This window comes from Lacticaseibacillus sp. YLM2-1, assembly GCF_056583465.1.
Map to the genome: position 1 here is coordinate 40,482 of NZ_JBWOEE010000002.1, position 22,758 is coordinate 63,239.

At 43.3% G+C, this 22,758-nt stretch carries 18 protein-coding genes and 4 pseudogenes; 10 read left to right on the top strand and 12 right to left on the bottom strand.

The genetic code is table 11. The annotated features are described in order from the left end of the window. Window positions 1-157: 157 nt before the first annotated feature. Window positions 158-716: pseudogene (locus AC07KQ_RS14390) on the top strand (hypothetical protein); the annotation flags it as partial. Window positions 717-868: 152 nt separating this feature from the next. Here the strand turns inward: AC07KQ_RS14390 and AC07KQ_RS14395 are convergent. From AC07KQ_RS14395 to AC07KQ_RS14410, 4 genes are all read right to left on the bottom strand, one after another. Then, complete coding sequence (locus tag AC07KQ_RS14395; protein ID WP_021353390.1) at window positions 869-958, bottom strand: putative holin-like toxin; 90 nt, start codon at window positions 956-958, stop codon at window positions 869-871. Between the two features lie 186 nt (window positions 959-1,144). Beyond that, on the bottom strand, window positions 1,145-2,299 hold the full coding sequence (locus tag AC07KQ_RS14400; protein WP_480156641.1) for a restriction endonuclease subunit S: 1,155 nt from the start codon (window positions 2,297-2,299) through the stop codon (window positions 1,145-1,147). Further along, entirely contained in the window at window positions 2,289-3,911 is a 1,623-nt protein-coding gene (locus tag AC07KQ_RS14405; RefSeq protein WP_049176974.1) for a type I restriction-modification system subunit M, read from the bottom strand. Before AC07KQ_RS14405 ends, AC07KQ_RS14400 begins: the two co-directional genes overlap by 11 nt. Before the next feature lie 13 nt (window positions 3,912-3,924). Continuing rightward, window positions 3,925-7,092 carry a type I restriction endonuclease subunit R gene (locus AC07KQ_RS14410; RefSeq protein WP_049176977.1) on the bottom strand — a complete coding sequence of 1,056 codons (3,168 nt, stop codon included), beginning with the start codon at window positions 7,090-7,092 and terminating at the stop codon, window positions 3,925-3,927. 742 nt (window positions 7,093-7,834) lie between these two features. On the opposite strand from AC07KQ_RS14410, the gene AC07KQ_RS14415 reads away from it, so the two are divergent. From AC07KQ_RS14415 to AC07KQ_RS14430, 4 genes are all read left to right on the top strand, one after another. Beyond that, the gene (locus AC07KQ_RS14415; RefSeq protein ID WP_012807380.1) at window positions 7,835-8,746 is read left to right on the top strand and encodes a PLP-dependent cysteine synthase family protein; all 912 of its coding nucleotides are present in this window, start codon (window positions 7,835-7,837) and stop codon (window positions 8,744-8,746) included. A gap of 21 nt (window positions 8,747-8,767) precedes the next feature. Beyond that, window positions 8,768-9,952, top strand: a complete 1,185-nt coding sequence (locus tag AC07KQ_RS14420; protein WP_003586331.1) for a trans-sulfuration enzyme family protein — start codon at window positions 8,768-8,770, stop codon at window positions 9,950-9,952. Further along, window positions 9,918-10,475, top strand: a complete 558-nt coding sequence (gene epsC / locus AC07KQ_RS14425; protein ID WP_003586333.1) for a serine O-acetyltransferase EpsC — start codon at window positions 9,918-9,920, stop codon at window positions 10,473-10,475. Before AC07KQ_RS14420 ends, epsC begins: the two co-directional genes overlap by 35 nt. 157 nt (window positions 10,476-10,632) lie before the next feature. After that, a protein-coding gene (locus AC07KQ_RS14430) for an IS5 family transposase (protein ID WP_148214112.1) occupies window positions 10,633-11,420 on the top strand; the annotation gives its coding sequence in 2 pieces (ribosomal slippage) (window positions 10,633-10,900 and window positions 10,900-11,420; 789 coding nt in all). Between the two features lie 9 nt (window positions 11,421-11,429). On the opposite strand, the pseudogene AC07KQ_RS14435 reads toward AC07KQ_RS14430, so the two are convergent. After that, a pseudogene (locus AC07KQ_RS14435) lies at window positions 11,430-12,353 on the bottom strand (Y-family DNA polymerase); the annotation flags it as partial. 240 nt (window positions 12,354-12,593) lie between these two features. After that, a complete protein-coding gene (locus AC07KQ_RS14440; protein ID WP_021353390.1) occupies window positions 12,594-12,683 on the bottom strand; it encodes a putative holin-like toxin in 90 nt (29 codons plus the stop codon). 466 nt (window positions 12,684-13,149) lie between these two features. Between AC07KQ_RS14440 and AC07KQ_RS14445 the strand changes: the two genes are divergently transcribed. The 4 genes and pseudogenes from AC07KQ_RS14445 to AC07KQ_RS14460 all read left to right on the top strand — a co-directional run. Further along, window positions 13,150-14,499, top strand: a complete 1,350-nt coding sequence (locus AC07KQ_RS14445; protein WP_049176631.1) for an FAD-dependent oxidoreductase — start codon at window positions 13,150-13,152, stop codon at window positions 14,497-14,499. 41 nt (window positions 14,500-14,540) lie between these two features. After that, entirely contained in the window at window positions 14,541-14,735 is a 195-nt protein-coding gene (locus AC07KQ_RS14450; RefSeq protein WP_071799104.1) for an IS66 family transposase, read from the top strand. Between the two features lie 346 nt (window positions 14,736-15,081). Beyond that, window positions 15,082-15,869 (top strand): IS5 family transposase gene (locus tag AC07KQ_RS14455; RefSeq protein ID WP_095691935.1). Its coding sequence is split into 2 segments (ribosomal slippage): window positions 15,082-15,349 and window positions 15,349-15,869, totalling 789 coding nucleotides; the frame shifts between segments, so codons are not numbered across the junction. A 12-nt stretch (window positions 15,870-15,881) separates the two neighbouring features. After that, window positions 15,882-16,069: pseudogene (locus AC07KQ_RS14460) on the top strand (transposase); the annotation flags it as partial. 330 nt (window positions 16,070-16,399) lie between these two features. Here the strand turns inward: AC07KQ_RS14460 and AC07KQ_RS14465 are convergent. The 4 genes from AC07KQ_RS14465 to lacT form a co-directional block, all read right to left on the bottom strand. Further along, entirely contained in the window at window positions 16,400-16,735 is a 336-nt protein-coding gene (locus AC07KQ_RS14465; protein WP_020751461.1) for a PTS lactose/cellobiose transporter subunit IIA, read from the bottom strand. A gap of 48 nt (window positions 16,736-16,783) precedes the next feature. Next, complete coding sequence (gene lacG / locus AC07KQ_RS14470) at window positions 16,784-18,208, bottom strand: 6-phospho-beta-galactosidase (RefSeq protein WP_003589794.1); 1,425 nt, start codon at window positions 18,206-18,208, stop codon at window positions 16,784-16,786. A 26-nt stretch (window positions 18,209-18,234) separates the two neighbouring features. Then, window positions 18,235-19,968 carry a lactose-specific PTS transporter subunit EIIC gene (locus tag AC07KQ_RS14475; protein ID WP_016388685.1) on the bottom strand — a complete coding sequence of 578 codons (1,734 nt, stop codon included), beginning with the start codon at window positions 19,966-19,968 and terminating at the stop codon, window positions 18,235-18,237. Between the two features lie 120 nt (window positions 19,969-20,088). Next, complete coding sequence (gene lacT, locus AC07KQ_RS14480) at window positions 20,089-20,967, bottom strand: transcription antiterminator LacT (protein ID WP_335139947.1); 879 nt, start codon at window positions 20,965-20,967, stop codon at window positions 20,089-20,091. Window positions 20,968-21,309: 342 nt separating this feature from the next. On the opposite strand from lacT, the pseudogene AC07KQ_RS14485 reads away from it, so the two are divergent. Continuing rightward, window positions 21,310-21,612, top strand: a pseudogene (locus tag AC07KQ_RS14485) (glycosyltransferase family 2 protein); the annotation flags it as partial. Window positions 21,613-21,619: 7 nt separating this feature from the next. Here the strand turns inward: AC07KQ_RS14485 and AC07KQ_RS14490 are convergent. Together AC07KQ_RS14490 and AC07KQ_RS14495 are read right to left on the bottom strand one after the other, a co-directional pair. Further along, window positions 21,620-22,407, bottom strand: a protein-coding gene (locus tag AC07KQ_RS14490; RefSeq protein WP_480156590.1) for an IS5 family transposase whose coding sequence is annotated in 2 segments (ribosomal slippage) — window positions 21,620-22,140 and window positions 22,140-22,407 — 789 coding nt in all. Because the reading frame shifts where the segments join, the coding sequence is not laid out codon by codon here. A gap of 61 nt (window positions 22,408-22,468) precedes the next feature. Next, window positions 22,469-22,753 carry a BRCT domain-containing protein gene (locus tag AC07KQ_RS14495; RefSeq protein WP_002819966.1) on the bottom strand — a complete coding sequence of 95 codons (285 nt, stop codon included), beginning with the start codon at window positions 22,751-22,753 and terminating at the stop codon, window positions 22,469-22,471. Window positions 22,754-22,758 lie beyond the last annotated feature (5 nt).

The window sequence follows — 22,758 nt, forward strand, 5'->3', positions numbered from 1 at the left end:
AAATAGGAGAAAAAAGTGCCATTGGGTACGGATTATTCTGTTTATTGTTTTGTTAATTGCTTGTTTAGTGATGACTTTTAATGAATCGCTGAAAAAATTGCCCGTTCAGCATATTAATAGTAATGTTTACGATGCTTCATTAAAAAGCAAAAAAATTGGCGATGAGCCTGACAATGCCTTGAAATTAAAGACGTTCTGTCACGAGTACTGCGCATAGTCAGTTACATGGGTTAAAATAAGCCTTTAAAGATCGCCCGCGGAATTACCAAAAACGCGAGCCGAGGCCGTCACGTATGTCGCCATGCAAAATATTGGAGTTGATACGGGGGAACTACTTACTTGGGTATGTGGGCACCTAGGCCAAAGATGAGACCGTGATCCATAGTGTTTTAAGTGAAATCCAGCAAGCGAGCAGTAAGGTGATTGAGCTTAGCGATGGCTTAACCAAACAATTAGGTTTACAAGAAGCACTACAAGCCCCCGACCATGGACTAACACAGCAGTCAGCCAAGGCATTGAATCAGTCCTGTGAAGGCTTACAACAACAAGCCCAGTCAGCAACTAATCCTCAACAAAAAGCGCAATTTAAAATTCAGTTAACTGCTGTGCACCAAGAAATTAGTGATCGAACGCAAAAGCAACTGCAAGCATTTGCTGAACAGAATCCAGAAATTAAACAATCCAATTCCAAACCTGATCGAAGCATGAAACGTTAGCCAGTTTTTAAAGGACATGCTATAATAGAAACAGAAAAGGAAGCCCCGCCGAAAACAGGACTTCCCATGCAAGCCGCTTCAAAGGCGGTGGCAGATATTAAAACGACACTAGTTCGCCCTGTAACCTACCAAAGTTACGCAGGGCGGCTTTTTTATTTGTGGTGCTTGTCGATATAGCTGAGTAGCGCGATTAAAAACGTGCCAAACAGCAACATCAACGAGAGCGTCTGAAAGACGCTCATTGACTGTGAAACCTTTCTGAAGATTATTCCACGTTCCCATGGGCCTCACCTCGCAAGGGAAAAGACAGCCACCGCCCTTAAAACTTCTTGCTTAGTCCATTATACAGGGGAATTGAGTATTGACCAAGCACAATAAAAATTAAGGTATGGGGTTTCATAGGATCCTAAATTGAATCAAATTTAGGATCAGCAGAACATCTTTTGTAGATATCCTTTTTTGAGTTCCTGAAGTTTTTCAAGCTTACGCTGATGAAGAGTAGTGATAGTGTTGTCTAACTGTTTAAAGAAGGTACCGATTTGTTTTTGTTCATCCTTGCTTGGAATTGCAAAGTCTGTTGAAGAAACGTTTTTCCAATCAGAACGCGGCATCTTTGTACCTGAAGTATCGTTTGCAACTTTTTGATAATCATCTGATTGAATTAGGTAATAATCAAAGGACGGAACGCTAACATCAGTAGCTTCAAAAACCCAGAAATCACCCAATGCAACGCCTTCAAAATCAGGGAATAACCAATTTTTCAAATACGGACGAAGTTTCCCATACAAAATATTTTCAGATTCAAACAACGTGCCTTTTCGACTATCAAGTTTTGATGAAATATCTTTGTTTAAGCGACCTTCTCCTGAGACAATATCCTCAAACTCAACTTTAGGTAAAACATCAGAATTTGAAGATTTATTCACTCGGTTCACAATTTCAGTTAACTTACGCTGTTCCCAAGCGTCAGCAAACCCTGCAAATCTTAATTGCGGGAACTTACTACCATTCTGGGGAAACAATTTCTGTAAATAGCCCTGTTTAAGTTCCTTAAGCTTAGCTAACTTACGCTGATGAAGAGTGATGAGATTGTCTAACTGTTTGAAAAATGAGGCGATCTCACGTTGCTCATTTTGTGTTGGAAATTGAACTATAAATGTTGCAACGTCTTTTTTAGACACTGAGGGTATGTTTGCAGCTTGCTGATAATCCGTAAACAAGTGTTGATTACGCTTTAAAAACTGATACATAAATTCAACTGAAAATTTTTTCCTATCCAAGATATCGACAGAATAACAACTATTTCCAGCCCAAAATCTACCATCTATATAATTAACAAAACCTGCATTAGCTCCACGAGCACTTATAACGATTTTGTCACCTTCATTATTAAATTCATCATAAAATCCTGTATATGATATTCCCCCGTTATATACCGGATAAGGTGCATCTGAATCTTGTTTATTTTTAATTACAAACTCACCAATAGTAGTTTTAGAGATTTCCCCTAACTTACGCTTTTCCCAAGGGTCAGTGAAACCTTTAAATCTTAATTGCGGATATTTAGCTTGTTTAGCGTTCATTGTGGACCTCCGGTTTTGACTGGTCATTCACCTGGGTGGTCACTAACTGGCTAGCTAATTCATTAAAGGCTTGTTCATTCTGACTGATTTCCTCATCCAGTTGCTTTAGATCAGCTTTGACTTGGTTCAGATCAATCTCGGGTTCCGGCTCAAACGTATCAACGTAGCGCGAAATATTTAAATTATAATCATTCTCTTTGATTTCTGCCGGTGAGGCCACATGGGCATATTTATCGACATCTTGCCGGTTTTGATAAGTGGTCACAATTTTTTGAATATTCGCTGCCGTTAGCTTATTTTGATTCTTGTCCTTTTCAAATTCCCGGGACGCATCAATAAATAAGACGTCGTCAGTGGTTTTGTGTTTCTTTAAAATCATGATCAACGTTGGAATACTGGTGGAATGAAAAATATTAGCGGGTAGCCCAATAATGGCATCAATCCGGTTATCCAGCAGGAGTTTTTGGCGAATCTTACCTTCCTTAGCCCCCCGAAATAGCACGCCATGGGGTAAGACAATGCCCATAGTTCCGTGCTCCTGCAAATGATAAAAGCCGTGTAGCAGAAAGGCAAAGTCGGCTTTAGATTTAGGTGGTAAGACGCCATAGTCGCGGAAACGGGGATCAGACAAGCGTTTATCACTGTTATCCCAGTGTGCCGAGTAGGGCGGGTTCATGACGACCGCATCAAATAAGTAAGGTTCGTCAACCGGCCAATCTTTACTTAACGTGTCACCATTGCGTAAATGCATATCGTCATACGAGACTCCATGTAACATTAGGTTCATACGGGCCAGGTTATAGGTCGTGGTGTTCAATTCTTGGCCGTGATAACTCACTAAATTGGGGTCTTGCACGTGCTGTCCGACATTTAATAGCAGTGAACCAGAACCAACTGCTGGATCATAGATAGTCCGCACTTGGTTGTCACCTGCATTGCGCTGATAGGTCACAATCTGGGCAATAATGTCGGACACCTGCCGCGGAGTATAAAATTCACCCGCTTTTTTACCAGAATCACTGGCAAATTGCGCGATTAAGTATTCATAGGCGTCACCTAGGACGTCGCCTTGATGATGGATAAGATCAATCGCATTTAAAGCTAACATAGTATCACTAATAGTTTGGTTCCGTTGTTGTAAAGAACTGCCTAATTTATTACTACTTAAATCCACATCGGCAAACAAGCCCGAAAAGTCTTGCGCTGAAGATAGATTTTGTGTCGACTGTTCCAGATCATGAAGTGCTTGAGATAAATCGTCTAACGCAAAAGTATGGGCTTGAATCTTGCCAATCAGGGTGGTGTACAACGCTTGTGGTTGAATTAAATAGCCGAGCGTGTTTTGCAAATACTCCACTAAACTGGGCTGCACCGAGACGCCTTCCAATTCAAACTGAGGATCCATATACTGAGCATATTTCCGGGTGACATTTTCGGTTTCGCCTGCCCAATCACTAAAGGTCGTTAAGGTTTTCTCAGATAGAAACCGATAAAAAATTAACCCCAATAAATAATTTTTATATTCAGAAGCGTCCATTTTCCCGCGTAAGACATCGGCCGCATTCCATAGGGCGCTTTCAAGTTGACTAGCTTGAGTTGTTTTTTCTGACATTGTTTAACCTCACTTATTTTTGTAGATAAATTGCTAAATCGTGTTCAATAAACTGTCGCCAAGCGGCCTGGGACTTAATCCGGTATAGTGGTAAAATAGCTGGAATCTTCGGTCCAGTGGCAGTTTGAGCTTGTAAGGCCGCTGCTAAATTCGCTGACTGCGTTAATTCTTGTTCATGATGCCATTCATCAGTACCTACGGTGTGTTCACGCGCCACCCGCAATAGGGCTGTTTGATCTAAGCCCCACGTGTGGGCGAATACCGACGTTTTTTTGACCAATTGTCTCTGGGCGTAATCAGCCACCAACTCCCGAGCGTTCAACGCTACTGGCGCTTGATTTTGGTCACTCTGTTGCTGAGACTGTTGCATTTTTTGCTCAATATAGGGCATGGCTTCGCGAATTAATTGAGCCTGTTGCGGTTGCGTTTCCGCTAATTTATTCAAACTAGATTGTACTTTGGCACTATTTTGCAGGTAATCGGTCATATGGGCTTGGGCTTGCTCAGGTGTCGTGTACTGTTGCTGTTCATCAATCCAATCTTGAATTAATTGCGTCAAATAATCATAATCCACCAAGACGACTGAACCAACGGCTAGGGAAAAGTCTAAGGCAGCTAATTCTTCGGGGACTTTCTCAGGCTCTTGGTTAGTAACCGCCGCTTTAATCCGCAGATATTTACCCGTATAGGATTCTACTTCGGGCTGAGCGATACCAAAGGCCTTTTCACTGTTTTCCCAAGTGAAATCGTTGTACATCGATAAGGAATTCAATTGCTGATTCACTTGGCGAAATGCTTTCACAAATTGCACCTTGGCAGTGGTTCCTTTCAGGTCATCGGCCGCCGTCGGCGTCGGGGCAATGGTTTTTAAATCGTCCACGGCCTTTTGAAATTTTAAGACGGCCTGCTGATAAGTGGGACGAATGATGACATTAAAAGAGCCTTCGCCACTATATAACTTATAAGCTTCACGTTCATTCGCTTCCATGATTGCTGGCACCCGAAAGGTCACAATTTGGCCTTCTTGTTTTAATTCCCGGTTTTGGAGCCGGTTGGTGCGTGAGTAGGCTTGAATGAGTTCTTGATAAGCTAAGGTGCGGTCAACAAAGAGCGTGTTTAGCCGAGGGGCATCAAAACCCGTTAATAACCGCCGCACCACAATCACTAGATTAATTTCCTGATCCGGTTTCAAATGAGCAAAGACCGCCTCACGCCGGGCGGCCCGTTTTGCGACATCTTCGTTGTAGAGATTCAAATCGGCTAAATCAAAATTAGTGTGATACTGCCGATTATAATCTTTTAAAATGGTGGCCATTTGGTCATGTTTTTGCGCACTCTGATCTTCGTTTTCACTTAATGAATAAGTAATCGCAATTCGGGGCCAATCAGGATCTAGCTGATTGTGAGTAGTCTTTTTCGCGGCTTTAAAGGCTTGATAATAGCGTTGCGCCATTTCAATGGAGCTGGTGGTTAAAATCGCATTGTAGTTGCCATGCCCCAAGCTGGTTTTACGTGGGCCTTTTTGTAAAATATATTGAACAACTTGTTGGATATGTTCATCAGTCTCAAAGTCAGCCGGAGTTAAATACGTTTCTTCCAAGTCCTTGACTGACATCGCTTGAATCTTGGCTTGAATTTTTGCTTCATCAGCTGTACTCAGCAGGCGGCCTTGCTTATCACGACGCGCTTTGACGCGCTGAGTTTCTTTTTCGAGGGCCCGGGTTATTAACGTGTCTTTCCCAATCGTCGTTACGTGTTCCACGTTAAACGGTAACACGGCTTGGTCCTCTAAGGCGTCTCGCAAGTTATAAACATGACAGACTTTACCAAATAGCTCCTCCGTCGTAACTGCTAGATCACCTTTGAGCTGTTTCTTATTTTCATTAAAAATGGGGGTGCCAGTGTAACCATACCAGTTACTATTGATAAACGCTGCTCGAATTTCCTTTTGCATCTTACCAAACTGCGACCGGTGGGCTTCGTCAACAAAGAAGATCACCCGTTGCTTTAAAGTCTTACTAAAGCGGGATTGCTTACCGGTTGCCAGCTGGGCTTGCGTTTTTTTGACCGCCCGATGGAGCTTTTGAATCGAGGTGACCAAGACCTTACCGTCATTTTGTTGCAACTTACGCATTAAATCACCGGTATTTTGGGCTTCGTTAATGGCAATATCGTCATTGGCAGCATAGGCACTAAAGTTGCTGGTTGTCTGTTCGTCTAAATCCCGCCGGTCAACTAAGAAGATGACCTTATCGACACCGGGATCTTGCGCAGCTAATTTAGCGGTTTTATATGAGGTGAGTGTTTTACCAGAACCCGTGGTATGCCAAACAAAGCCATCTTGATGGTCATGAATCCGGTGCATCACGGCTTCAATCGCATAAATCTGGTAAGGCCGTAAGAGAATTAAGCTTTGCCGCTCTTGGTCGATGACTGTATATTCACTGACCATTTTGTGGGCCATGGGAATATTAAGGACTTGGCGCGTGAACGCTAAGCCGTTTTCCACGGGGTGATTATCCCGCGTTCGCCAATTGAACAAAAAGGCTTTATTGAAATGATCCGGTTCGGCATTCGCAAAATACGCCGTACTATCCGGCGTCATAATCACAAACATTTGCAACAGCGAGTAAATTCCCGTATATTTACCTTCCTGCGCGTATTTTTCAATTTGATTAAAAGCCTGGTTAAGTTCGACCGTGGCTTTTTTTAGTTCCAATTGAATTAAGGGTAACCCATTAATCAATAGGGTTACGTCAAAACGGCGATCAGGATCGACATCTTGAGTACCAGCTAACCGTGGTCGCACTGCTTGCCGTACCACTTCATAACTAGATTTACCGCCAGCAACGTCCGCTTTCCAAAACAACTCGAGCGTCACCGTGCCCAGCTTAGCATCATCACGTTCAACTTCAACTTTGCCAATGCCATTTTCGGCGGCTAGTAACTTAGCTGCTTCGTAAGGTGTCCGGACCTCAATCGCCCGTTTAACCTGATTAAATTCGGTATCAGTTAAAGGGTGTCCCTGCAATTTAGCATAATTATTGTTATTTAATTTATCACGAAAATTAGCCCATAATTGATCCGGCGTCGCACCATATAGGTCTTTGCGTTCCACCCATTGATTGCTTCCAGTCGTTAAGGTTTTAACAACTTCTTTTTCAAACGACAGTTCCAACATAAAAACATTCCTTCCCCCACCTTTAAATTACTCATTAGTTTATTATACGCGAACCGCTTGGCGTTTAGGCTTCATAATTTAATATAGCTGGGATAGAATAAAGCTGAAAAAGATAAACAACTAAAAAATAGGAAACTAACATTGAGCTAACCATTAAATTCGAAACCTCTGTTCCAATAAGGTTAATATGATCCTCATAGTTTAAATTTAAAAACATATAGCAATGTTCTTGCTTGCAGTATGTCTCGCTCTTATCTGAATAAGATGACATTCAATCTTATCAACAATATAACTAATATAACAAAAGCAAATTAAAACATTCACGAAACAGAATTTGAAAATAACACCAGAGAAAAAATATTTTCAAGCTACTAGAAATTTCAACTATTTATCATGACTTTTTTATTTTTTAGCTCAAAAATGATTGACATATGTCTCGAAATTGTGTACATTAATCACAATAAAAATTTCGGAGGTGTCATGATGAGTCAATCAATGTTTAATGCGATTAATTGTTGCTGTCGAACAACGCGTTTTTGGCGATGTTCGGCCTGTTAGCATTGACGTTTTTTGGGAAATCATGACCTAAAAAGAGTTCAATGTCCACTTGGCTGGAGTTGAACTAAGGGCGCGAAAATTCTGGATTTCAGAATTTCGCGCCCTTTTTCTATCTATTGCGGCCATTTCCCCTAGCATCCCGCCAGCTAAACACTGCTCCAAATGATTAGAAAGGATCTTATTTATGCTTATTCATTCCATTTCAGAACTGATCGGTCATACGCCACTGATTGATCTGCAAATCAACATTCCAAATCACAGTCACATTTACGCCAAACTGGAGATGTTTAATCCAGGAGGCAGCATCAAAGACCGCCTGGGCCAATACATGATTCAAGATGCGATTAATCGTGGTCAGGTAACTGAAGGTGTAACAACAATTATCGAACCTACTGCCGGCAATACCGGAATTGGGGTTGCCCTTGCCGCTCAACAACACCATTTGCCAACCATTCTGGTCGTACCGGAAAAGTTCAGTTTTGAAAAACAACAATTGATGAAAGCCTTAGGGGCAAAATTAATCAACACCCCCAGTGATCAGGGCATCAAGGGCGCCATTGAAAAAGCAGAAGCGCTTCACGATCAAACTCCTAACAGTTTCGTTCCAATGCAATTCAAAAATCCGGCCAACCCTGATACTTATTATCACACTCTGGCACCAGAGTTGCTTGACGACCTCAATGACCCAATTGACGCCTTTGTTGCCGGTGCGGGCAGTGGTGGGACATTTGCAGGCGTCGCTCGTTACTTAAAGGAGCAGAATCCGGCGACTCAAACCATCGTTGTGGAACCTGAAGGCTCAATTCTAAATGGTGGGCCTGCCCATCCCCATCGGACTGAAGGCATCGGTGTTGAATTTGTCCCACCATTTTTTAAAGATGTTCAAATCGACAAAACGTTAACAATTGCCGATGCCGACGCCTTTCATCAAGTTAAGGAGCTTGCCAAGAAGCAGGGATTATTCATTGGCAGTTCAAGCGGGGCTGCTTTGGCTGCCAGCTTAAAGGTTGCCAAGGCACTTCCCGAGAATAGTACCATTGTCACAATTTTTCCAGATAGCAGTGAACGTTACATGAGTGAAAATATTTATGATTAAAAATAAAGTGAGGTTATTAAAATGGAATTTGATACAAAATTAATTCATGGTGGTATTAGCGAAGATAAAGCAACCGGAGCAGTTTCGGTGCCGATTTATATGGCATCAACTTTTCATCAGCAAAAAATCGGTGAAAATCAATATGAGTATTCTCGTTCTGGAAACCCAACTCGAGAAGCAGTTGAAAAACTAATTGCCGAGTTGGAAGGCGGCACAGCCGGGTTTGCATTTGCTTCCGGTTCAGCTGCAATCGACACAGTCTTCTCAATGTTCTCCGCCGGCGACCATTTCGTCATTGGCAATGATGTCTACGGTGGTACCTTCCGATTGATTGACGCCGTTTTAAAACGCTTTGGCATGACCTTTACCGTGGTTGACACCCGCGACCTGGCCGCTGTTGAAGAAGCGATTACGCCAAATACCAAAGCAATTTACTTGGAAACGCCAACCAACCCGCTTTTACGAGTAACCGATATTGCAGCGGTTGCCAAGATTGCCAAATCGCACCAAATTTTAAGCATTATCGACAACACTTTCTCCTCGCCTTACGTTCAGCGACCGCTGGAACAGGGAGTGGATATTGTTCTTCACAGTGCTTCCAAGTATCTTGGTGGTCACAGCGACGTCATTGCCGGGCTGGTCGTCACTAAAGATGATCAATTGGCCGAAAAAATTGGTTACCTTCAAAATGCCATTGGTGGTATTTTGGCCCCTCAGGAAAGTTGGCTATTGCAACGTGGGATTAAAACGTTGTCTCTTCGAATGCGTGCTCATTTGGCCAATGCCGAAGCCGTCTTCAATTATCTATCAAACCAGCCACTTGTCAGCAAAATTTACTACCCTGGCGATCCGAACAACCCTGATTACGAAGTCGCCAAAAAACAAATGCACGGCTTTGGCGCAATGATTTCCTTTGAATTACAGGACGGACTGGATCCAAAACAATTTGTTGAACAACTGCACGTTATCACATTGGCCGAGAGTTTGGGTGCACTGGAAAGCTTGATCGAAATTCCGGCCTTGATGACCCACGGCTCAATTCCACGTGACATTCGGTTGAAAAACGGAATCAAAGACGAGTTAATTCGCCTTTCAGTCGGCGTTGAAGATCAAAAGGATTTGTTAGCCGATTTGGAACGCGGCTTCAATGAGCTTAAGAGGAGCAAGAAAAATGTTTCAGACAGCAAGGTCCATTCTCAAGCGTGATCCGGCAGCCCACAGTCTTTTAGAAGTTCTCTTAACCTACCCGGGGATTCGGGCCCTGTTTTGGTACCGAATCGCTCACTTTATGGCTTTTCATCGACTTTATACAATTGCCGGGTTCCTAAGTCAACATGCCGCCAAAGTAACCGGGATTTCAATTTCGCCGGAAGCCAAAATCGGTAAGCGCGTTTTTATCGATCACGGGATTGGCGTTGTGATCGGTGCCACTGCCGTGATTGAAGATGACGTCACTATCCTGCATGGCGTGACGCTGGGTGCTAGGAGGGCCGTTGAAGGTCGGCGACATCCCTATGTAAAAAAGGGTGCATTCATTGGTGCCAACGCCCAATTGCTTGGCACCATTACGATCGGCGCCTTTAGTAAAGTTGGCGCAGGGGCAATTGTCCTGAATAACGTGGCCGATAAAACCACAGTGGTCGGCAACCCTGCCCGAACCGTTAACAAGTTACCCGCTAAAGTCATTAACGTGACCTTCACGACAAACACGTCAACCACTAAAAATTAATAACTTACGAAAAACACCTTGATGAAAAGAGTTGCCAGTTGGCAAAAATATCATCAAGGTGTTTTTCGTATTTAACTATTGTGTCGAAAATAATTAGAACCTGTCTAGTATCTGCTGAATCTGGTAGAATTGTGGAAAACCGACTGAGGAGTTTGTCATGCCAGATTATCCAAGCAATATTTCTCGAGCGCAATTTGCGTTAATACAACCTGATTTAGAAAACTTCCGTAAGCATACAAGACCGCGTCGTTATGATCTTTATGACGTATTCAATGCCATCCTTTACTCGCTTACTACAGGGTGTCAATGGCGTGAATTACCGCACGATTTCCCGGAATGGCATACCGTCTACCGCTATTACGATATGTGGCGAGATAAACCAGACCCGACAGCTGATTCGCTATTAGAAAGGCTTTTAAAAAAACTGTCGCTTCCTATCGTTTTGCACAGGGCCGATCGGCCCGAACGTCGTTTGTGATTGTTGATGCTCAAAGTGTTAAAACCACTGATTTAACGAAAAATAGTGGCTACGATGGCGGCAAAAAGATTTCAGGGATTAAGCGTCATATGGCGGTTGATATTAATGGTTTACCACAAGCCATTCTCGTGACACGAGCTAATGTATCAGATCGTTCAGGTGCATTGGCTATGTTTAGTTTGGCTAGCCAAAATTTAGAGCTGGTTCAGTATGTCATGGTTGATGGTGGCTACACTGGCAATGACTTTGCGGATCAGGTGAAGCTCATTTTGAATGCTAAGACGACGGTAGCTAAACGCAACGAGTTGCATATGTTCACGGTGTTACCGCAACGATGGATCGTTGAACGTTCATGGAGTTGGCTAGACAAATGTCGGCGACTTTGGAAAAACTGTGAACATGCCCTTAACAGCAGTCTTCAAATGGTTGTATTGGCCTTCCTGAAGATAGTTCTTAAAAGATACTAGACGGGTTCTTAGCGATAGACACCCCGCTAGTTTATGGTGGTGCCGAAGCCGCGCCGCCACCTGTTCCCCAATTTCTTTAATGACCGTTTCGATTTCGGCTTGGTTAAAATAGTCCCGTGGTAGCACTTGTGAATTACCCAGGCTAGCTGCTTTAACCTTAATTGGTTCCGTGACTTTTGCGCGATCAATTCCCCAGGCCGTAGCAAATAACTGGCTACCAATGACGCCAAGCTGCTGTTTGAGTAAATAAGGGTTGGTATGGGCTAGCTCATACATATTGTGAATGTGAAGGCGGTTCAAACGTTTCGCCATACGGGGGCCAATCCCCCAAACGTCCGTTAATTCAGTAATTGACCAAATTTTATCCGGCACAGTTTTGTAATGGATTTCACCGATCAATTCATGATTATGTTTAGCGTAAAGGTCTAAGGCTAATTTAGCTTGCACCGGATTGTCACCAATTCCCACGGTGGTATACAAGCCTAGCTTTTGCCGAACTGTCTTTTGAATCAAGCGTGCCACTTCGCGAACGGAATTGCCAAACAGCCGCCAAGTATGGGTCACATCAAGAATGCTTTCATCAATTGAATACGGCCAAACCTCTTTTTCAGTAGTAAATTGATGAAAGACCTGATTGATCTGCAAATTACGTTGAATATAAAGGTTCATGCGCGGTGGCACGACCCACAACCTGGGGTCATTGGGTAAGTCACGTTTACGGGAGACGTTGGCTTTAAGATGAAATAAGCGCTTAGCTTCGGGTGACGTGGCTAAAATGAGTCCACCATTGGTATTTTCAGCTTCACCAAGGACCACTAATGGGACTTTTAAGGGGTTAAGTCCCCGGGTAACGGCCTCGCAACTAGCATAAAAGGACTTGTTATCAATTAAGAAGAACACGCCATGCGGTTCATCATCAGTAAACAATTTCATCACTTCCGTTAGCTTTTACCTGTATTGTAGCGCAGAAGGCAAACGCGTGTTCCCTAAAAACTGGCAGAAAGTTGATTAAAAATAGTCGAAAGTCCATTATAGTCATGCTATAATGTAGACAGAAAAAGGAAGCGCCGCTAGAACAGGACTTCCCGTGCAAGCCGCTTCAAAGGCGGTGGCCTAGATTACAAAACTACATTGTCGCCCTGTAACCGACAAAAGTTACGCAGGGCGGCTTTTTTATTTGTGGTGCTTGTCGATATAGCTGAGTAGCGCGATTAAAAACGTGCCAAACAGCAACATCAACGAGAGTGTCTGGAAGACGCTCATTGACTGTGAAACCTTCCTGAAGATTATTCCATGTTCCCATGGGCCTCACCTCACAAGGGAAAAGACAGCCACCGCCCTTAAAACTTCTTGCTCAATCCATTATACAGGGAAATTAAAAATCAACCAAGAGCAATAAAACCGCTCTTGACAGCAAAGGAAAGCTACAACACTAGCAAGGTCAGCAAGCAAGGCTAATAATACTGCTGCAATGGGAAATAACAAGCGTCCAGTAGGGCGGTCCAAGAGCGGGCGCAAACCCTACCAGACAGTACGATTATAAAAGTAAAGAAGGTCATAAAATCAGCTACTAGAGGGAAAACTGTGGTAAAAGACAAATAAGATGGTGAAATGATGACTATAAAGTCAAGTCAGATAAATAGGTAGTTGAGCATATAACTTGCTTTTGACGCTTTACTTACTTATAATAAGTGCAATAACAAATGACTAGTAAAAGGCGGGTAAAACAATGGATAAATTTAAAAATATTATTATTGGATTTGGTAAGGCGGGTAAGACATTAGCTAAGTACTTGGCGCAGCATGATGAGACCGTGCTTCTGATCGAACGGTCAAAACAAATGTATGGAGGGACTTGCATCAATGTTGGCTGCCTACCATCTAAAAATTTAATTTTAAATGGTCAACGTGGCTTAGACTTTACTACGGCAGTTAATAAGCGTGGTGAGATGACTAGACAGTTGCGAGACAAAAACTATCACATGGTGGCTGATGAGCCACTAGCAACAATTTGGGATGGGTCAGCACGTTTTATCGACAATTATGTTTTGGCAGTCGTAATGAGTGATGGAACAACTAAGAAGGTGAGAGGTGAACGCATCTTCATTAATACTGGAGCGGTTCCAAATTGGCCATCAATCCCAGGGTTAGAATTCGGTCAGCGGATTTTTACGTCTAAAGAAGCTATGGAATTGGAGAAACAACCGAAACGACTAGCAATTATTGGTGGCGGTTATATTGGCCTTGAATTTGCTGGAATGTTTAATTCCTTTGGTACGCATGTAACGATTTTCGACCAACATACCAGATTGTTAGAGCGCGAAGATCCTGATATTGCGACCGAGGTCGTAGCAGATCTGACTGACGCAGGGATCGAGATTAAACCGGAGACTCAACTAACTCAAGTAAAAGATAATGGTGAGAAGGTTACATTATATTATCAACAAGGTGATCAAAGTAACACTGCGGAATTTGATGCGGTATTAGTTGCAGTCGGTCGGCGGCCTAATATAAATAGTTTAGGGCTAGAAAATACCGATATTGCTTTAACCAGTCGTGGTGCTATTCAGGTCGATGATCATTTAAGGACCACAGTACAAAACGTTTGGGCTTTGGGCGACGTTAATGGCGGTCCTATGTTCACTTATGTCTCATTGGATGATTTTCGTATTATTGTAGATCAATTGTTTGATAAGGGGGATCGCTCAACGGCCGATCGAATGGTGATACCGACTGCTTCGTTCCTAAATCCACCACTGGCTAACGTCGGCTTAAATGAACGTCAAGCTAAGAGTGCAGGTTATGATTTACAAACCTTCAAGCTATCAGTCAAGGCGATTCCAAAGGCCCGTGTCTTGGAGGATCAACGCGGGCTTTATAAGGTAAGCGTTGATCAAAAAACACACCTTATTTTAGGGGCAACATTGTATGCCGCTGAGGCTCATGAAACCATCAATCTAATTGCATTGGCAATTAAGGCCAAATTACCTTACGAAAGATTACGCGACATGATCTATACTCATCCAACAATGTCTGAAGCCTTGAATGATCTTTTTAAGACCCCGGTTGTGAAAAGCTAACGCACTAGAAACACAAAGCCGACTAGTTAATCGAGGAAACAATCAAGAAATCACCGTTAAAATTATTACGCAATGTGATTAACAATGCCCTTAATCTAAAGGACCGGGTTTACCAGATCTTTGAGCATTGTGATCTACCTTTACACAATAACCACGATGAGCAACAGATCCACTCTACCACGCTGGTGCGAAAGAATAAGTCTGTTCACAAAACCAACGGCAGGCGCAAAGGCTAATACGATCTGGTTTGGTATTGTACAAATGGAAAAATTAAATAAACTGGACGTCTTTAAGTATTTTTAACCATTACTAACGGTTTACACGCAACGTAACACGCCAGATATTGAGGCTTATTTACCGGGGGCTCCAGAAATTCAGGCCACGTGTCGTGTTTAATAGAGAAACCAAAGCGGGCGACTAACGCAGAAAACTGCGTTGGTCGCCCGCTTTTTTGTTTGAACCCAGGGATCTGAGATACCATCAATGGTTAAGATTCAACCCGGTTCGTTGTGGAGTGCTTAGAACCTGTCTAGTATCTGCTGAATCTGGTAGAATTGTGGAAAACCGACTGAGGAGTTTGTCATGCCAGATTATCCAAGCAATATTTCTCGAGCGCAATTTGCGTTAATACAACCTGATTTAGAAAACTTCCGTAAGCATACAAGACCGCGTCGTTATGATCTTTATGACGTATTCAATGCCATCCTTTACTCGCTTACTACAGGGTGTCAATGGCGTGAATTACCGCACGATTTCCCGGAATGGCATACCGTCTACCGCTATTACGATATGTGGCGAGATAAACCAGACCCGACAGCTGATTCGCTATTAGAAAGGCTTTTAAAAAAACTGTCGCTTCCTATCGTTTTGCACAGGGCCGATCGGCCCGAACGTCGTTTGTGATTGTTGATGCTCAAAGTGTTAAAACCACTGATTTAACGAAAAATAGTGGCTACGATGGCGGCAAAAAGATTTCAGGGATTAAGCGTCATATGGCGGTTGATATTAACGGTTTACCACAAGCCATTCTCGTGACACGAGCTAATGTATCAGATCGTTCAGGTGCATTGGCTATGCTTAGTTTGGCTAGCCAAAATTTAGAGCTGGTTCAGCATGTCATGGTTGATGGTGGCTACACTGGCAATGACTTTGCGGATCAGGTGAAGCTCATTTTGAATGCTAAGACGACGGTAGCTAAACGCAACGAGTTGCATACGTTCACGGTGTTACCGCAACGATGGATCATTGAACGTTCATGGAGTTGGCTAGACAAATGTCGGCGACTTTGGAAAAACTGTGAACGCGCCCTTAACAGCAGTCTTCAAATGGTGGTATTGGCCTTCCTGAAGATAGTTCTTAAAAGATACTAGACAGGTTCTTACGGCACGCCTCTAGATACGGCCATGCATACCCTACGAAAGAATCTTAATGGAGTAATTAACGCCGCCAAATCGTCCTACTCTAACGGACCGAGGGCATCAACCGTAAGATCAAGGAGCTCAAACGTGCTTGTTATAGCTTCTCCAATCAGGCCAATATGTTCACACGCGTCTACCAGCTGATTGCCTAGATTATCTACCACAATAACGTCACGATGGTAGGCTTATTTGTTATGCCTTCAAGTACGATATTCAGACAACACACCAGATTAAACGCCGCAACTAATAAAACAACAAAAAAGATCTCCCACACGAGGAGATCTCCAAAGGATAGAAACTATCCTTCAACACCATTTGACAAACTTCCGAAATAGAAAAACTAGGCGCTGTATGTGCCACGCGCCTAGTTTTTGGGTTACTTCTGTTCAATTATTGAGGACGCGCTAACAGCAAAGTTCGTCATTTGGAGGAAATGCTGATCGATTCGACTATCATTTTATCGAGAAATGATGATGACTCATTTACTGCTTGTTCTCAAGTTCTTTGATCCGCTTAAACATGCGAATCATGTAGCGTGATTCATCAATGAGCAACATGGTTGTCATCAACGTATCTTGACCATGAACCATGATAAAGGTGACATCCATTTCAGCACCGCCAGCTTCTTGACTTAGAAGCTGGGTCTGTTGGTTGTGGGCTTCATTAATATCCTGTTGGGCCTTCTCAACCAATTCGTTTGCCTTATCGAAATCGCCTGCTTCAGCGGCATCAAGTGCATGCACAGCAGCCGTTCGAGCATCGCCTGCATACGCCACAAGTGCAAAACCAACCATTGAAATTTCTTCTTTAGTAGCCATCATTTTCCCTCCGATTCAATCCTTGCTGTCTAAATAGCCAAAAACTTTTTAATCCGGAATGATGTGGGTCTCACTCACAGACTTAAACCACTCGGCACTTTGTTTGATATAACGATTTTGTGTTGGAAAATCAACGAAGAACAGACCATATCGTTTACTGTAACCGTTTGTCCAAGAAAACTGATCTTGAAGTGACCAGATGAAGTAACCTTTGACATTTGCGCCATCATGGATAGCATCAGCCATTGCGGACAGATATTTCTTTACATAATCAATCCGTTTTGGATCTTCAATCACGGTGTCAGGGGTCGCATTTTCTGGCAAGCTTTCTTTAAGACCAATACCATTTTCTGTCACGTAGGTCACTGGCACCAACGGATAGTCATTATGAATCCGCATCAGTATGTCATACATTCCTCGTGGATAAATCGACCAATCCCAATCTGTCGTCTCAATGCCATCTGGGAGTTTTTCCTCGCCAACGCCTTGCAGCCGCGCGACCGAAGAGCCTTTGGTGCCGTCGCCATTATGAATGGTCTCTGATTTGCCATGATAGGCACGCAACCACTTGCTGAAATAATTATTGACCCCAACAAAGTCTAACTGATGGGCCGCTTCATCAATAGCCTTCATTTCCTGCGGCGTCGATTGAAACATCGGTTGATGATTGGCATCCAGAATTTCCTTCACGAGCGCCAAAGTTTCTTGGTGATATTCGCCAGCTAATGTGCCATCCAGATACAATCGATTTTCCAAAGCGTCCTGCAACTCGGCGGCATGGTGATCCACAGCGCTATCACTGTAGGGATAAACAGTTTGCAACGCATGAACAATTCCAATTTGGCCACCTAATTGCATTGACTTATATAGATTAACGATACGGGCATGCGCCACCATTTGATTGTGTTCAGCTTGGAACGTCTTATCAAAACGTCCAGACTCGGCAGGCGGGAATGTCCCGCTTGTATATTGTTGAACGGCCATTGAGGTCGGTTCATTAATGGTGATCCAATACTTCACTTCGGAAAATTCTTCAAAGCAAAACTTCGCATAAGCCACAAAGTCGTCCAACATCTCTTGACTCAACCAATCACCGGCTTCGTGCAAGCGTTCGGGCGTATCAAAATGATGTAGCGTAACAAACGGTTCGATATGATGGGCGGCACAATCCGCGAAGAGCTTGTGGTAAAAAGCAACCCCGCGTGGCTCAACTTCCCCGGCACCATCCGGAAAAATTCGCGACCAGGCAATTGACACCCGAATCACTTGATGGCCGTATTTTTCCGCTAATGCCAAATCTTCATCATAACGATGATAAAAATCCGCTGCCGGGTCGGGCTTGAACCGCCCCTGTTTATCCAGAAAATCGTCCCAAAGCACGCGTCCTTTACCGTCTTCCTTCGTGGCTCCTTCGACTTGATAGGCGGCGGTTGCCCCGCCCATTACAAAATCTTGAGGTAGCTGTTTACTCATTGCTTAATAACCTCCTGTTAAGTGTCTCAAAGATTGGATTCAACAAAATCAAGTGCCATGTCACCATTGTTGGTTAATTCAATGTATTGCCGTCCAGTTGTTGTGACCAGCTTGACGCCATACTTATCGGTGATCTTTTTTAAATTACCTTTCATGCTTTCCATTTGCGGCGCAAGGATGACCATGTTCATATCTTTGATCAAATCCATATCCTGTCCATAAGCGCGGGCGGCGGCCGAGAGCTTTAAACCGCGTTCCTTAGACAGTTTGTTTAGCGCGTTGGCAAGAATACCGCTTGTTCCACCACCAGCACACAACACTAAAACATTAACTTCATTTTGTTTGAAATAGGCTTCACCGTGGGCAGATGGGGCTGTTTCAGGCAACACATGGGTCGCATCGTCGTCTGTGGCAGTCGCAACAGTCAAATCAGTCGGGATAGAAGGTGACACTGTGTCACTCGCCAGAACAGCCATGCCGTCGTCTTCAATGACCTCTTCCTTAGCTTTTTCTTCAGCTAAGAGTGTGCTGTCATAAACGCGAATGAATGGGAAGTATATCGCAACGTCCAGAACCAACGTCAGTAGAACAAAGACGAAAGCCAACGGGGCAAACCCAGTCGAAATCAAAATCCCAATCGGTCCCGGAACTGTCCATGGCATGGTGTACATCATACTGTTCATGCCAAGTACACTCACAAAGAATTTGAATAAGCAAACGTTCACGATCGGGGTTGCTAAGAACGGAATGAAGAACATGGGATTCATGATAATCGGCATTCCGAACAAAACAGGTTCATTGACCCCGAAAGTGCATGGCACAAAGGCAGCCTTACCAACGGCTTTTAATTGCGCTGATCGGGCCGCAAACAGCATGATGAAAGCTACCACAAATGTTGATCCGGTTCCACCAAAATTCATGACGTAGTCCATCGTGTTCATGGCCAAAACGTGCGAGACATGTTGCCCTGCCTGATATTGCTGCAAGTTAGCTGCTGTATTCGCAATCATAATCGGGACAACAGCCGGCTGAACAATTGATGGGCCTTGGACACCACAGAACCAGAAGAAAGCCATCGCGCCAGCAATCAGGGCTAAGCCTAGATAAGAATCGCTGGCTTGGAAAAGCGGCGAAAGTACTTGAATGATCCAGCGTGGCAATACAGTACCCGTTGCCGCTTTGAAGCCAACACCGAAAAGCCAGAAGGCTGTCACAGAAAGGCCCATCGGGATAAGGTCTTTAAATGACTGGGCGATATTACCTGGTACCTGCTCTGGTAATTTAATCGTGACATTGTTCTTAATACAGACGTAGTAAATATTTGGCACGATCAACCCAACGATATAAGCGCAGATCAATCCCTGAGTCCCCATGTAAGTCAGGTCAACACCGGTTTTAAGCGGCAAGATCGACAAAATGACAAAAGAAATTTCAGACGCCACAATGACGGCCACTGGATTAATTTGATTTGTTTTCGGTAATTCAAGGTTCTTGCTGTCAGTCAAGTTTTTAGCAGTCGTTCCCGCCACAAACAGTGCCAGCAAGCCCATGGAATAGTTATAAGCAACCATCAACGTATTCGTTACGTTGTCTGGCCAGTAAAACCCCCAAGCGTTCGGAACATAAGCAACCATCATAAAGATACTTGAGAAGATGATGATCGGCATACATGCGATAAAGCCATCACGAATCGCGGAAATATATTTGTTAGCAGCGATGGCTTCAAAAATTGGTTTTAATTTATCAAAAACCTTATTCATGAGTCTTTTCCTCCTGAGCGCTTGGAAGCCAAAGCATAAGCGTGCTTGAAGCAAACTGGCCCAATCTTTGGTAGATTGCTTCAAAGCCCTTATGTGTAGGCTTCTACGACTGCGAGCGCGTTATAATGAATCGTTTTGTGAATGATTCTGGGCTGGTGCTTCGTTTATCAATCGCTGAATGTGGATGATGAAGTAAAGTCGTTCGTCCTCACTCATACTGCGATAGAGGTGATCCTTAATTTCATCGAAAATTTCTGAGGCAATCTTGTAAGACTGCGGATAGTTTTGCTTAAGTTCAGTGGCAACCTCAGGGACAATGGTAACGGCATATGTATCAACACGCTGCAGTCGGTCGATGAGATACTGGAGATGAATCATAAATCGGTCATAGTAGTTGCCATTTGAATGAGAGCGAGTAATGTGATGACGCTTCAACACTTCTTGTACAAGTTGACTAAGTGAGGCTTCATTGCTTTTACCAAAAACCTGCTCGCCATCGTCTTCGCCGGAAGCGTTGATAAAGTGCAACGCCAGATTTTTTATTTCCGACTGTGGAAACTGAACGCCAAGGTTCGTGGCAATGATTTGCAGTGCCTGTTTAGCCACCGCATATTCGGCCGGATATTGAATATGAAAATCTGGTACCATTGTTTCTTGATAAGTCCCTGCCTGATAGCGTTTATATGCCTCGTAAATATGATCACTCAAGGTAATGTAGATATAATCAAGCACTTTCAGTCGATATTGTTTCTGGGCAACATCAATAATTTCATAGGTAGTCGTCACCACGTCAATCGGAATATTTTTTAAGAGAAAGTACAAATTTTGTCGGGAAGTCTCGTTCGCTAGATAAAAGATCTTCTCTATCTGCTTTGTCGGAATAACATCTCCTCGCCTCTTCTGAAAAGCGATGCCACGTCCCCTTACAACGGCTTGGCCGCGGTTGTCTAGATCAACCAAGGCCACGTTGTTGTTAAAAATCTGAGCTATTTTTGGCAAGTTGTCATCACCTCCCAGTGCAAAGAAAAAACCACAAATCACGCGCTGCGATCAGCACTGCGATTTGTGGTCTCGCCTAATTAAATAGTCACAATCCACATTGAATATTCCTATCAACAAACAAATTGTACCATATCTGAACAGAATGTAAACGTTTTATTTTATTTTTGTAGCATCTTTAGTTTGCTGTTCTTTTTTCTTTTTCAACAGTGTCCATCCAGCAAGCCATCGTCAGTTTTTTAGGACAATTATCTGTGTTGCCTTTTGTTCTTTAATGATCAGTGCTAGTCATGTCTCTACAAACGAATCACTTTATTTGACGCCTCCGTTAATTTGACGATAATGATCAAAACGAGCTTCAAGGAGGCAATTACGTCGAACTTAGATTTAACCATCGTTGTGCCAACTTACAATTTAGGTCATTATCTGCCTGAGACATTAAAAAGTATCCAGCAACAAACAATTGATTTTGAACTTTGGCTCATCGACGATGCCTCGACTGATGGTACCGCTCAGACAGTGGCTGATTTTGTTAAAGGTATCCCTAATTTTCACGCGACCGGTTTTAATGACCATCGTGGCATCGGTGCTGCGCGAAACTTTGGCATTGATCATGCCACTGGTCAAGCTGTGGCGTTTGTTGAGAACCTGTCTAGCATCTTTTAAGAACTATGTTCAAGAAGGCCAATACAACCATTTGAAGACTGCTGTTAAGGGCGCGTTCACAGTTTTTCCAAAGTCGCCGACATTTGTCTAGCCAACTCCATGAACGTTCAACGATCCATCGTTGCGGTAACACCGTGAACATATGCAACTCGTTGCGTTTAGCTACCGTCGTCTTAGCATTCAAAATGAGCTTCACCTGATCCGCAAAGTCATTGCCAGTGTAGCCACCATCAACCATGACATACTGAACCAGCTCTAAATTTTGGCTAGCCAAACTAAACATAGCCAATGCACCTGAACGATCTGATACATTAGCTCGTGTCACGAGAATGGCTTGTGGTAAACCATTAATATCAACCGCCATATGACGCTTAATCCCTGAAATCTTTTTGCCGCCATCGTAGCCACTATTTTTCGTTAAATCAGTAGTTTTAACACTTTGAGCATCAACAATCACAAACGACGTTCGGGCCGATCGGCCCTGTGCAAAACGATAGGAAGCGACAGTTTTTTTAAAAGCCTTTCTAATAGCGAATCAGCTGTCGGGTCTGGTTTATCTCGCCACATATCGTAATAGCGGTAGACGGTATGCCATTCCGGGAAATCGTGCGGTAATTCACGCCATTGACACCCTGTAGTAAGCGAGTAAAGGATGGCATTGAATACGTCATAAAGATCATAACGACGCGGTCTTGTATGCTTACGGAAGTTTTCTAAATCAGGTTGTATTAACGCAAATTGCGCTCGAGAAATATTGCTTGGATAATCTGGCATGACAAACTCCTCAGTCGGTTTTCCACAATTCTACCAGATTCAGCAGATACTAGACAGGTTCTTAAAGAGTTGCTTTCAATTGATCTAATCGCCATTGGCACCATGAAATAAAGGCTAATTCGTCAATCTTTGGAATGCCATAGGTTCTAGCATACGTTAACTTTTGAGTGGTAAGTAGTTGATCATAGGGTTTGCTAATAATACCAACCACAAGGATATCGACATTTTTGTCAATCCCGTTGACAGGTTTTGCTCCTAGAATAGTTGCTAACTGTTGTGCCTGGAAACGACGAAAAGATCGCAAACGGCCTGTAAAGAGAATTCGTTTGCCCCTTAAATCTATCATGATGT